This window comes from Pseudomonas sp. Root401 (assembly GCF_001425105.1).
Taxonomy (GTDB): Bacteria; Pseudomonadota; Gammaproteobacteria; order Pseudomonadales; family Pseudomonadaceae; genus Aquipseudomonas; species Aquipseudomonas brassicacearum.
In genome coordinates this window covers 25,182-37,280 of sequence record NZ_LMDO01000025.1, presented here as the reverse complement: position 1 = coordinate 37,280, position 12,099 = coordinate 25,182, and the positions used below count along the sequence as shown (strand labels likewise).

10 protein-coding genes and 1 pseudogene are annotated in these 12,099 nt (G+C 53.8%); 5 read left to right on the top strand and 6 right to left on the bottom strand.

The window, feature by feature from the left end; genetic code table 11:
- Positions 1-526: 526 nt before the first annotated feature.
- From ASC85_RS19130 to ASC85_RS19125, 3 genes are all read left to right on the top strand, one after another.
- A complete protein-coding gene (locus ASC85_RS19130; RefSeq protein WP_057450918.1) occupies positions 527-1,885 on the top strand; it encodes a DUF4041 domain-containing protein in 1,359 nt (452 codons plus the stop codon).
- Positions 1,886-2,147: 262 nt separating this feature from the next.
- Complete coding sequence (locus ASC85_RS32180) at positions 2,148-2,963, top strand: hypothetical protein (RefSeq protein WP_156395659.1); 816 nt, start codon at positions 2,148-2,150, stop codon at positions 2,961-2,963.
- A gap of 335 nt (positions 2,964-3,298) precedes the next feature.
- Positions 3,299-5,563, top strand: a complete 2,265-nt coding sequence (locus tag ASC85_RS19125) for a hypothetical protein (RefSeq protein ID WP_057450954.1) — start codon at positions 3,299-3,301, stop codon at positions 5,561-5,563.
- A gap of 501 nt (positions 5,564-6,064) precedes the next feature.
- On the opposite strand, the gene ASC85_RS33210 is transcribed toward ASC85_RS19125, so the two are convergent.
- Positions 6,065-6,370, bottom strand: a complete 306-nt coding sequence (locus ASC85_RS33210) for an alpha/beta fold hydrolase (RefSeq protein ID WP_236712377.1) — start codon at positions 6,368-6,370, stop codon at positions 6,065-6,067.
- A 480-nt stretch (positions 6,371-6,850) separates the two neighbouring features.
- Between ASC85_RS33210 and ASC85_RS19115 the strand changes: the two genes are divergently transcribed.
- The gene (locus ASC85_RS19115; protein WP_057450917.1) at positions 6,851-7,708 is read left to right on the top strand and encodes a hypothetical protein; all 858 of its coding nucleotides are present in this window, start codon (positions 6,851-6,853) and stop codon (positions 7,706-7,708) included.
- Between the two features lie 146 nt (positions 7,709-7,854).
- Entirely contained in the window at positions 7,855-8,160 is a 306-nt protein-coding gene (locus tag ASC85_RS19110; RefSeq protein ID WP_057450916.1) for a hypothetical protein, read from the top strand.
- Positions 8,161-8,513: 353 nt separating this feature from the next.
- On the opposite strand, the gene ASC85_RS19105 is transcribed toward ASC85_RS19110, so the two are convergent.
- The 5 genes and pseudogenes from ASC85_RS19105 to ASC85_RS19085 all read right to left on the bottom strand — a co-directional run bounded on the left by ASC85_RS19105 (position 8,514) and on the right by ASC85_RS19085 (position 12,096).
- On the bottom strand, positions 8,514-8,798 hold the full coding sequence (locus tag ASC85_RS19105) for a helix-turn-helix domain-containing protein (protein WP_053178128.1): 285 nt from the start codon (positions 8,796-8,798) through the stop codon (positions 8,514-8,516).
- Positions 8,788-9,058, bottom strand: a pseudogene (locus ASC85_RS33555) (transcriptional regulator). Before ASC85_RS33555 ends, ASC85_RS19105 begins: the two are co-directional and overlap by 11 nt.
- Entirely contained in the window at positions 9,042-9,410 is a 369-nt protein-coding gene (locus ASC85_RS19095) for a RidA family protein (protein ID WP_057450914.1), read from the bottom strand. The pseudogene ASC85_RS33555 and the gene ASC85_RS19095 overlap by 17 nt, the downstream one beginning before the upstream one ends.
- Before the next feature lie 26 nt (positions 9,411-9,436).
- Positions 9,437-10,669 carry a D-amino acid dehydrogenase gene (locus ASC85_RS19090; RefSeq protein ID WP_057450913.1) on the bottom strand — a complete coding sequence of 411 codons (1,233 nt, stop codon included), beginning with the start codon at positions 10,667-10,669 and terminating at the stop codon, positions 9,437-9,439.
- Entirely contained in the window at positions 10,669-12,096 is a 1,428-nt protein-coding gene (locus ASC85_RS19085; RefSeq protein WP_057450912.1) for an amidase, read from the bottom strand. Before ASC85_RS19085 ends, ASC85_RS19090 begins: the two co-directional genes overlap by 1 nt.
- Positions 12,097-12,099 lie beyond the last annotated feature (3 nt).

Sequence of the window (12,099 nt, the reverse complement as noted above, 5' to 3'; positions counted from 1 at the left end):
CAGCGTTGGAGTACCCATGGGAGCCCGAACCACACGCCTTTCAGACCTGAAAATCAGAGCCGCCAAGTCTAAGCCTTTGAGTGGACACTGCCTTTTTTAATGCACGTACCATCTCTTCTGCATCCGCACCCCATACGTTATCTACCAACTCTTTAAGAGCTTCTCCTGTCGTTGAGTAATTTTGGCTTAGCAAACGTTCCCGGCCGGGAGTCAACCTGAAAACTTGCTTGCTGCGTCGCGCATTCCATCATGGAAGGTTGTCAACCCCAAGCACATCAACGATTTGCACGAATGGCTGTTTCAGCTCATTCTAGCCATGGATGGCCTAATAATGGCTCACCACACAAGGAAAGAAGTCTCTGCATTTTCGCCTTCCTTCCTGACGAGCCCCACCCCGACCTGATGCATATCAACGCTGAAAGCGATTGAATCACTGCGCAGCCGGCCTTCACGCTTTGCGCTGTAAAGGCGGCTGCGTTGGTTTGGAACTGAACGACCATTTGATTCAAAAACGAGGAAGGAACCCGTGTCCCTTAGCGACTATTGGAAAGGCCCCGCCCACCGGCAACGCGCGGATGATTTGGAAGCCCAGCTTGCGGATCTCCAAACGCAATATGCGCAGCTCCAAGCGCTCACTACGAAGATCGGCGCCATGGACGTCTTGGAGGTTCAGAAGCTAATCGAGCAAGAGAAAGAGAGGCTTACTGCCGTCCGCCAAGAAGCTCTGAGCGCTGAGCAGGAGGTGGCTGCGCTAGCGCAACGCTCCTCTGATTTGCAGGGGCAGATACTCGTATGGGAGGAGACGTTACTGCTGGAAAGCTTTGCGCTCTATGAACCCAAGTTCAAGCTAACCACCAGCCAAGAATACAAGTCCCGACTGGAAAGTGTCCGCGAGCGTCAGAAAGCGATGATTAAGGGCGGGGAGGCAGCGACCGGGAACATGGACTGGACGGTCAACGACAGCAAGGCTCAAGGTCGGAAGCTCGTTAACGACATGATCAAGCTGGTGATTCGCTCGTTCAACAACGAAGCCGATGTCTGTGTGGACAACGTTAAATTTGACAACGTCGAACTGGGCGAGAAACGAATTCTCAAATCGTTCGAAACCTGCAACCGCCTTGGCAAGATTATGAGCGTAGAGATATCGCGCGCTTATTTGAGCCTCAAGCTCGATGAACTGCACCTTGCCCAAGAGTTTCAGATCAAGAAGCAAGAGGAAAAGGAAGAAGCGAAGCGCGCCCGAGAAGAGTTGCGAGAACAACAGAAGCTGGAGCAGGAGATTCGCGCAGCCCGGGAGAAGATAGCCAAGGAGCGCAAACACTTTACGACCGCCATGCGCGACCTCCAGGCTCGCCTGGACAAAGTAGGATCTGAAGAAGAGCGTGCCGCCTTACTGGCGAAGCTAGCCGAGGTCGAAGCGGGCCGAGCCGAGCTAGAGAGCGAAGAAAAGCTCATTGACTATCGCGAACAGAATGCCAAGGCCGGCTATGTGTACGTGATCTCCAACCTAGGGGCATTCGGAGAAGGGATTTACAAGATCGGTATGACACGCCGCTTGGAGCCCATGGATCGAGTTGATGAGCTGGGTGATGCGTCGGTACCGTTTTGGTTTGACGTGCATGCGATGGTCTTCTCGAATAACGCTCCCGCATTGGAAGCAAAACTGCACGAACGCTTTGCCGTAGGTCGTCTCAACAAGGTTAACGGGCGCAAGGAGTTCTTCCGCGCGGACATTGCTGAGATTGAGTCGGTCATTCGAGAAAATTACGATTCTGTTGTCGAGGTTACCCACGAAGCACCGGCGGAACAGTATCGCGAAAGCCTGCGCATGGCATTACCAAAACCCGCAATCCAGCAATCGGAACGACTTGCGGCACAAAGCTGAAATTACCGGTTGGAAGCACGTTTGTTGGGCTCGGGTTGCGACGGGCCCATCCAACAAGCACAAAGACGGAATCGTCCCCTTTCGGCCATAAGCAGGTATTCAGGCAAGGGGATTTATCCATCTTCTTCACTTGCGAGTGCAGACGTACCGGCTTCATGTCCTGCCCTGCGTGCCATCGCGCGAAGGGAAGCCCATGCGCCCGCCGGAAGTTCTTTTAATGCACTTTCTTTTGTAGAACAAACCTCTATTTTGGCAAAATAGAATGCATATCAGCGACGGAATCATACGAGAAAAACAAATGCTACTGAGACAGATTGCTAGAACTTGGAAGCCGTTAACTGCAATATTGATTGCTACAATCCTTTGTGCAGTCCTCTATGCATTCTCCAGTGGAGACACTAGAAACTTTGCGCTTAGCCTGGGCACCTGCTTTTTGTCTGCACTAGTTGTAATTGTTGCTGTCGACATAAGTCTTTCGGCGAATAACGAACAAGCAAGACTTAAACTTTCAACTACAAGCTTGTACTCCTTGCGCCCAGCTCTTCACCAAATTGGAAGCGTATTGTTCAATATTGTTAAGGCAACGGCGAAACATCCACAGGAAGATGGCGAGATGCCTTTCTCAAGAATTACCGAGATGGCGCGGGCAGCTGAAACTCGATTTATCAACTCTCGCCATGAGGCTCCTGTTTTTCCTAGTATTGACTGGCTTAACTATGTGACTGATGCTTTTATCCAGCTAACTGCAAGCATCAATAAATTTTCCGAAAAATACATTATGTTTATTGATCAGGATGCAATTGAGCTTTGCGATAAAATGAGCACTCATAATTTTATCGGCTTATGCAGTCAAGCGCGCAGGTCTTTCCCGATCCCAGGTGACCCTGGTGCAGCAATGATGACGATTGCATTCAGTGCTCCAAATGAAAATACGCCCTCGGCTTTCCACGACTACTTATCTTGTTTGGAAGCGCTAAACGATAAACTTATGGCGTCAAATATAGTAATTATGATTCCAATAAGCTGGGGTAACGGCACAGCACCTGCACTAGGTTCAGCTAGGACGGCCACTGCATAATTGATCGCGGATCATTCGCAAACGGCCGCATAGTGACGGCTTGGTTTTGACCGTCGCTATGTCTGATTTAATTTTTTGTTTGGTGCGGCCTTTCTAGCTTAAGTGGCACAGGTTGCTTTGGGTCGATAGCGGCCTCTCTCGAAGGACAGCAATCGGCCAAAAGGGCCATTGAGATAGGCCGTTGCTCAAGTATCGCTTTGAAATTTTTTGGCTCCAAGCTGCTAAATTTCCGGCGGAGCATGCGAATATATCTTAGCCTCCAATACTCAGCCCCTGCGCCCGATACAGACAGCGCTATAATTAATTGGGTTTACGACTTAAAGTCTGAGGTTCTCATGTTCAATCTCCACACGTTGGGCTGGCACAGCTTTCAGCAATTATGCTTGTCCGTGTCACGGGAAGTTCTCGGCCAAACTGTCGTATCATTTCTAGATACGAATGACGGCGGACGAGATGGCGCATTTTCAGGAGCCTGGAACCCCAAGAATAATGAGTTATTATCGGGTCAATTTGTCATTCAATGTAAGTTCACTAGCCGCGTCGGACACACTTTTACGCCATCAGATATCGAAGAAGAAATCAGTAAGGTCAAACGATTAGTCGAAAGGGGTGAGTGCGACGTCTATGTATTGATGACAAATGCAGGCATTTCCGGGGAGACTGAATTAAAACTCAAGGAGAGATTTAAAGAGATTGGTGTCAAGGACATTCTGATATGTGGTGTGACTTGGCTTGAGGATCAAATTCGCGAAAGCAAGCATCTAAGAATGATGGTCCCACGGGTTTACGGGCTCGGAGACTTAAGCCAAATTTTAGATGAGCGGGCATATGCTCAAGCCACAGCTGTTCTCGAATCCATGCGCGAAGAGTTAGCCAAAATTGTTCTGACCGAGTCCTATCGGAAGGCAGCTAGAGCACTCGATATACACGGTTTCGTACTTCTCATCGGCGAGCCAGCATCAGGGAAGACAACTATAGCCTCATTACTTGCTATGTCATCAGCTGACCAGTGGGGCGCGTCTGTGGTTAAGCTGGCGACTCCAAGGTCCGTCGTGGACCATTGGAATCCACATGAAAAGTCCCAGCTTTTCTGGATCGACGACGCCTTCGGAGTGACTCAATACGAACGAAACCTTGTCTCCGATTGGAACCACATCCTGAACGAGGTGAAGACGATACTCCGCCAGGGAAATCGCGTGGTCATGACGTCACGCGACTACATCTATAACCGAGCGCGGCAGGATTTGAAGGAAGGTGCCTTTCCCTTATTTCAAGAAAGCCAGGTTGTAATTGATGTCCATGATCTAACGGGAGATGAACGGCGACAGATTCTCTACAACCACATGAAGCTAGGAGGGCAACCTCGAGAGTTTCGTTCTGCTGTGAAGCCACATCTGGAATCAGTTGCGCAACACGACAGGTTCATTCCGGAAATTGCCAGGAGGCTGGCAGATCCTTTCTTTACTAAGAATCTTTACTTGTCCGAGTGGAGCTTGGCGACGTTTGTCGACAAGCGCGAGCAATTGCTCATAGACATCTGTAAGGAGCTAGACACAGGTAGTAAAGCGGCATTGGCCTTGATTTATATGTCCAATGGGCGCTTGTCGAGTCCGATTTCACTGACAGCTGCTGAGGAGGAGGCCCTGAAGCGATTGAACAGCGATCTGGGCGCGTGCACAGCAGCACTCGAAGCCCTGCGCGGTAGTCTAGCAGTGCATGTCATCTCAGACGGAGAGTCTTACTGGACCTTCAAACACCCCACCATCGGGGATGCTTACTCTGCGATGCTTCGAGCAAGTCCAGAGCTATTAGGTATCTATGTGCGTGGCAGTGACACTGAAAAGCTGATGCGGCAGATAACTTGTGGAGACACGGGGATTGAGGGGGCCGTAGTAGCTCCAAGCTCCTTATTTGATCTACTCATTGGACGCCTTGTGGCGCATAAAACCACTCCTGCTTACAAGACCGACTGGATGTCAACTTGGGGGGCCCGAAGGCATTTACTAGGGTTCTTGGCCGGACGGTGTAGCAAGCAATTTTTGGAAGCGTATCTCTCGGTGGATCTGGCATTGATGGAGTCCATCGCGAAGCCTACATTATACTTAGAGTTTTCCGTCGAGGTCGATCTCGCTATTCGTCTGTTCAAACTTGGCCTCCTGCCTGAAAACACACGTAAGTCCTTTATCGAAACTGTTAGCCAATACGCTCTCAATGGCGACGATGCTCGTGCACTAAGCGATCCGGAGCTGCGTTTACTGCTAAATGACAAGGAGCGGAGCAGATTGCGAGAAGGCGTCCGTATTAAAGTGCTGCCGCGCATAGAGGAGGTTCGTCTTGAACATCAAGCAAATCGCGACCCAGAAGACGACCCTGAATGGCACATGAGACGCTTCACGCAGTTGCTTTCCTCGATAGAGAAAGAATATCCACAAAGCTGGCGTATTAGAAAGGTCGTCAAAAGAGAGCGCCTGCAGGTTCAAGAGTGGATTGAAGAAAATCCAACAGAGGTGGATAGCTCTACTTCGCGAAATATTGTGATTGATGAACAAAGTGCAAACTTTTATATCGGCCGTAGTATTTTTGATGATGTAGACGAGTGATCCCAACCCTAAATTAATTCCGAATAATTCAACCAAGCAGTCGCATCAAGCGGTTGGATCTACCCCTGATAGCTGCCTGTAGCCAGTGTTTTTTGCTGGCCGTATTCTGCCTGTCACAGTCGGGAGAAAACGACCCATAGCAGGTGGTCAACGAGGTGCGAAATCACATGTCATAGATTCAATTTTGGTTCGTGCAGTTTTAACTATGCTTTGATTTTTTTCATCTCTACGCGGTTTGCGCAGAGTATCCGGCGAGGTTAGAGCGATATGCCTCCGGTTGTCTGTCCGCTAGGTCTTGAAACGCACGGGGCCGCACAATCAGTCCGACGCGGTGGCAACAATTGCTCCGCTCACAAGCAGGCCAGATGTCTCTCGATCAACCTCGCCACTTCGGCTGCGTGAGTAAAGCCCAGATTGTGATCGGCGCCTGGGAAAACGTGTAGTTCAGCACGGGGTAACAGTTGAGCAAGGCGCTGGCCGACGCGAACGGGGCTGATCGGATCAGAATCTCCCCAAGAGGAGCAGAACTGGCATGCGCAACTCAATCAACCGGAGCGTGAGGTCCGTGCGGTCGTCGAGAAACCAACTCGGCAGTGTCGGGTTGGCGGCAGCAAAATCCGGGCGCCAGTCATGCGCGCCCAGAGCAGACATATCTACCCCGCCAGAGGCGACGGTCAGCGTCAGGTGCGTGATCAGCTCAGGTCGTTCAAGCGCTGCAAGCACAGCGACTATGCCGCCCATGGACTGTGCCACCAGCCCTGTGGGCCGGTCGATCTCGGCCAGCACGCGAGCTACCAAATCATCCATGCCAGTCACGCCAGGCAAGGGCGGCGTGTCTCCAAAGCCGGGCCAGCCGATATGGACCTACTGCGCCGGATGGGTCAAGCGCTTAGCAACCGGATGCCAAAACCGGATGTTACCTGAGGCTCCGGGCAGGAAGAGGAGTTTGGCGGGGGATGCGACGAGGTTCGATAACCACTTCGAAAGGAGAGCCACCGGTAGTGAAGGGCAACTCGCTGACCCAAAGCTGACCCTCACAGTGACCAGAAATCGGTCAGCACGGTGATTTGATGGAGGATAAGTTCCCCCGTCCGGTAAGCGCTTCCTGATGTATTCGTATTATCGTGAAAGCGTGCCTGTTCACCTGTCCATAGAGTTGCGGACACAATCGTCCCTCGCGCTGGAGTCAGGAGCGCGAATTGGTCGCACGCCTGTTGTCGCCAGGTTGACGGCACAGGGCCACTATCTCACTATTCATGGTTATGAGGATAAAAAACCGAGGGGTCAATGAAGAAAAACAGGGGCCGTACGCCCAGAGAAAACGAGGTCCAGACGGCTATAGTGGCATCTCTCCAAGCCTACTGCCGAGACAATAGTATCCGTTGCTCAGCGTTGGAGTATTACGCAAATCAGCAAGGTGACTCCCTGCGGAAGGTCTGCGCAGATTTTTTAGCCACCTTGGATGATTCGACGCTGTTGCTCGCCGAGACGAAAGTGCACGCTAGCGGTGAGCTAATCGCATTCGACGACGAACAACTGATCGAGTATCTGGAATTTGAAAGTGCTGGGTTTCCAATTGCCTATGTTTATAACACCGAAGATACCTTGGCCTACTACCGAAAACCACAGCCGGCTAACTTCCCTACGCTTACGCTTGGGTCGGTAAACCGCTCCGTGCCGTCTTTGCTTCCTGATAGGTATCCAGATTATCCAAAGCATACGACACTTTTGGACTGGTTGAAGAGCATCCCAACTGGTGGCGATCACACCACACGGTTCGCGCGCATTTTCGCTGCGATTCGTGCCGAGGCAATGCTGAGCAATGGATTGATGATGCTGATTTACGGCACCAAAGGAGTGAAAATTTTCGACGAGCCGGATCCCAGAAAGCTCGAATTACTAATCCAATCCCTGGGACGAGGCGTTGCCGGGAAGTTCTTGAACCCTGGTCAGCAAAGGCGGATTGAGCATTTTCTTCAAGAGGAAGCGTTAGCCTTCAGCAGCTGGTTTCGACCTGTGGGCCCTAATGCTCGACAGACGGGCCCGATGCTACCTGGTTCTGGTGATTCGATTGCTCCTAATGAAGACCCAGATCCTGATGACGATGATCGACCCAAATCTCGGAGCTCCTATCCCAAGTTCTAAAGTGAAGCCTAAATCACCCCTGGTTTCGTAGACGCCTCGAACGGCTGCAATGGGTTGTGGATCAACCGGTCGGGTGCGTCCGCTTCCGACGAGAAGCGGTCATATAGAATGCCGTAACCCATCACCAATTAAATGCAGCCGACGCAATGCCCCAGCCCACAAGCCATCTGTTTGCTTATGTAAGGACAGTCAGTGATTTCCGGCCTGACGTTACCGCTATCGTGCTTTTCGGCCTGGAGGTAAAAGACGATGACCCGGTGTATCTGCTAATACGTTTTGAGGACTACGGAAAACTCCAGATTGAAGGCGACCACTTGATACTTGGATTGGATGAGGCACTGGAAAGCGCTGAGTTCGAGTACGGTATTTTGCCAAATGATTGGCGAGTGATGAGCGAGGCGGAAATTCAGCGAATCGATTCGAACATCCGTTCTAGCGATTTATCCGCTTAGGGTCGGGAGCGGATTCTCACGAATGGCTCCTCTTGGCCGTTTTCTACCTTTGGCAAACGTCAGATACGGATCGGTTGCTGCCGACAACGGGTCCTTCTGGGCGACGTACCTTGGGAGATAATGGTGCCCTCTTGCGAGCATGCCATCCTAGTCATTATTGGTTACACAACCACAGCGCGCTCAGCGGTACCCCATAACGTATTCCATAAAAAAAATCTTACCCAGTTTATTAATCAAAATCAGATAGATACACGATCAGTTCAGATTACCCCGGCGCTCCATGGAGAGAGAAGCGGGAAAATCGTTCCGAGACGTTGATCGGTAACGGTCGCTATTGGCGAAGCAATCCAGCGTCAGATGGCTTGAAGGTCTCGCAGTGCTTCTGGGTGCTGGCTTGCAACCCTTAATAGGGTTTGTGCCGCACCGGCAGGTCGCCGGCGCCCTTGCTCCCAATCCTGCAAGGTACGCAGGCTGACACCCAGAAGCTCAGCAAATGCACTTTGAGATACACCGACTTTAGCCCTGGCCTCAGCCGCAGCCGAAAGCGTCACCTCGGTTGTGCGTGCCGCCTTGCCAGCTTTCATTTGGCGTACCGAAGCCAACAAGTCTTTCTGAAAGTTCTCCATTTCATGATCCATTGCTGATCTCCTCTTTCAATTGATTCAGGAAGGCGGTCGGCAGGTTGTCGAACTTCGCCTTGGCGTAGGCAATCAGCAACCAGATGTGGCCTTCAGGAAGCGCGTTGTAGTAGATAACCCGCGTACCACCACGCTTACCCCCCCCCCCGAGACCAGCGTACCTTGCGCAACCCACCGCAGCCGGGAGTCACATCACCAGCCAACGGGTTTGCAGCCAACCAGGTGATGAACGCCTGAACCTTCTCAAACACCAGAAACAGATCTCACTGCTACAACCATGATCTCCACCAAAACCTCAGGCCGCGCCAAACGTGCCTGAACAGTGGCCCGTGCCGGAGCACTATCCGCTGGCAGCCAGGCGTCCCACACCGAATTCATCAGAGCGAAATCACGATCAATATCCTTGAGCCAGATCTGTGCGCTCAAAAGCTGGCCCTTGTCGCTGCCCGCCAGCGACAACAAGGCTTCTATCTTGGCCAGCACCTGCTGCGTCTGCTCTTCGATGCCAACCTGTAGATCAGTGGGCACCTGGCCGGAGAGGTAAAGCAGATCGCCATGGCTGACCACACCGGACATCCGCACGCTGCTCTGAAAACGTTGAATCGTTGCCATCGGGTTTACTCCATGAATTGAGAACGTTAAGGCGCCGTGCCGTCGATCAACCGGACCAGACGCTGGGCACTACCGAATGCCAAGGTCATGCCCAGCGCACCCTGGCCGCAATTGACGTACAGGTTCTCACAACCACTGACGGCCAGAATCGGCCGCCCGGTGGGGGTCGCCGGACGCCAACCGGTCCAGGGCTGACAATCATCGGCGTTCCATCCCGGACCGAACAATGCCTGCGTCGAGGCTTTCAGTTGTTCGATACGCTTAACGGGAATCGATGCGTCCAGCCCACACAACTCGACCATCCCCGCGACGCGTAAGCGATCACCGATCCGGGCGAACACTGTTTTACGCCGCATGTCAGTCACGCTGACCGTCGGTGCATTCATCGAATCAGTGATTGGCAACGTAATGCTGTATCCCTTGAGCGGGTAGACGGGCATGCGCACACCGAACGCTGATAACAACTCCGCACTGTAAGCACCAGCCGCCAGCACGACCGCCTGCGTCCCTAAAAGACCTGGGCCTTCGATGGCGTGGTGAATCTCCAACGCGGTGATGCGCCCGCGTTCACGTCGGAAAGCGGCAACCTCACTGTCGAACAGAAAACGCACACCCTGCTTGCTCAATAATCTCGCAAGCTCCTGACAAAGCTTGCGACCATCGACCGCGCATTCGCTGTCGGTATGGATCGCGCCGTGGAACGCCTTCTTATAGCCCTCAAGTGCAGGCTCGATCGACAAGGCTTCGGCGGGGCTGACGATTTTTTGTTGCCTGGCGCCTTGGGCGGCCTGGAACTTCACCTGATCGCCGGCCTTGCGCAGGCTTTCAGCATCGGGGTAGAGAACCAGTTTTCCGGTACGGGCGAAATCGCACTGCACCTTTTCCTGACTGATGAAGGCGTCCAGCGCCAGCCGACTTTCATGTGCCAGTTCCAGCAGCTCGACAGTGGTCTGACGCGAAATGGACGTACGGCAGGCCGCGAGAAACTCCACACACCAGCGCCATTGTTCCACGCTCCATTGCGGCGAAAATTTCAGCGGTCCGTTGCGCGCCAACAGCATCTTCGGAATGCCCGGCAACAGGGAGGGATCAGCCAACGGTTGCACATAGCTGTAACTCAATTGCGCTCCATTGGCAGCACTGGCTCCCATGCCTGGCTCCCCCGCACGATCGATAACGGTGACGTTATGACCGGCCTTGTGTAGAAACCAGGCACTGCTCAAGCCAACGATTCCGGCACCGACGACACAGATTTCCATTACGCCACCACCCTGTCCGACAGGTCCCAACCCACAGGTCGCCGTTGGTGCCAATCACTGACTTGCTGGTAGGCATGGGCGATCCGCAGGACCAAGGGTTCGGCGAAAGCACGCCCGACGATCTGCATCGAGACCGGCATACGTTGTTCGTCGAAGCCCGCCGGCAGCGCCACTGAACAGAGATTGAGCAGGTTGGCGAAACGGCCGAGCAAGGCCAGGGGCGTACCGTACTCATCGACCTGATTCAACGGCACACTGCCAATGGCGTTGGTCGGAAACGCACAGGCATCGACATTGGACATGGCCTCGTCCATGGCCTGACGGGCAACACGTCGCTGGTGGTGCAAATGGATATAAGCCGCCGCATCGATGGCGCGTCCGCTCAGCACCCGACGCTGCACATGAGGATCGAAGCGCAGATCATCGCGTTCGAACAGGCTACCAAGGCTGGCGTAGCCTTCGGCACTCATGAGGCCACCGGCAACGCGCATGCACTGCTCCAGCGAAGTCGGTAGCGGCTGTTCGACCAGATGCATGCCCAGTGCGGCCAATTGCTCAAGCCCCTGGTCATAGGCTGCCAATACGCCAGGCGCGATGTGTACGCGCTCGGTCTGTGGCAGCACCCAGATGCGCAGACCGCTCACCGGAAGATTCAAGCCTGCCGCGGCGCTGAACACTGGCGACTTGGCCGAGACCGGATCCAGCGGGTCCGGCCCCAGCAGCGCGTCAAGCATCCACGCGGCGTCTTCGACGGTGTGGGTAATCGGCCCCACCGAATCCAGCGATGGACACAATTCAATCAAACCGTGACGGCTAATCAACCCACGCGTGGTTTTCAGGCCAACCAGACCACACATACCCGCGGGAATCCGCACCGAGCCGCCGGTGTCGGTGCCCAATGCCGCGCTTGCCAACCCGCCGGCCACGGCCACCGCTGAACCACTGCTGGAACCCCCTGGAGCACGATGCACGTCGGCGTCCCATGGGTTCCACGGCGTGCCCATCACCGCATTCGTGCCCCATCCCCCGAAAGCGAATTCAACGGTGTGGGTCTTGCCCATGATGATCGCCCCGGCGCGCTCCAGCCGCTGCACTGCCGTGGCGGTGAGCCGCGAGATACGCGGCTCCTGCGCCAGCGAACCACCGGTGATGGCCTTGCCGTCGATCTCGAACAAATCCTTGATCGCAACCGGAATGCCATGCAATGGCCCCAGGTTGACACCGGCAGCCCGCTGCCGATCGGCCGCGATGGCGGCACTGAGCGCGCGCTGGGGATAGGCCTCGACATAAGCATTGAGTTGACCGTTGAAGCGCTCGATCCGCTCCAGTTGCGCGCAAACCAGGGACTCGCTCGTGAGCGCTCCGGACTCCAGCGCTTGCCGCAACTGGCCAATGCTGTGGGAAGCGGTTCGATCCTTGATGTTCATGTG

Coding starts and splice junctions, on each gene's coding strand:
- ASC85_RS19110 (WP_057450916.1), top strand. CDS start 7,855: ATGCCCCAGCCCACAAGCCATCTGTTTGCTTATGTAAGGACAGTCAGT.
- ASC85_RS32180 (WP_156395659.1), top strand. CDS start 2,148: ATGCATATCAGCGACGGAATCATACGAGAAAAACAAATGCTACTGAGA.
- ASC85_RS19085 (WP_057450912.1), bottom strand. CDS start 12,096: ATGAACATCAAGGATCGAACCGCTTCCCACAGCATTGGCCAGTTGCGG.
- ASC85_RS19095 (WP_057450914.1), bottom strand. CDS start 9,410: ATGGCAACGATTCAACGTTTTCAGAGCAGCGTGCGGATGTCCGGTGTG.
- ASC85_RS19105 (WP_053178128.1), bottom strand. CDS start 8,798: ATGGATCATGAAATGGAGAACTTTCAGAAAGACTTGTTGGCTTCGGTA.
- ASC85_RS19125 (WP_057450954.1), top strand. CDS start 3,299: ATGTTCAATCTCCACACGTTGGGCTGGCACAGCTTTCAGCAATTATGC.
- ASC85_RS19090 (WP_057450913.1), bottom strand. CDS start 10,669: ATGGAAATCTGTGTCGTCGGTGCCGGAATCGTTGGCTTGAGCAGTGCC.
- ASC85_RS19115 (WP_057450917.1), top strand. CDS start 6,851: ATGAAGAAAAACAGGGGCCGTACGCCCAGAGAAAACGAGGTCCAGACG.
- ASC85_RS33210 (WP_236712377.1), bottom strand. CDS start 6,370: ATGGATGATTTGGTAGCTCGCGTGCTGGCCGAGATCGACCGGCCCACA.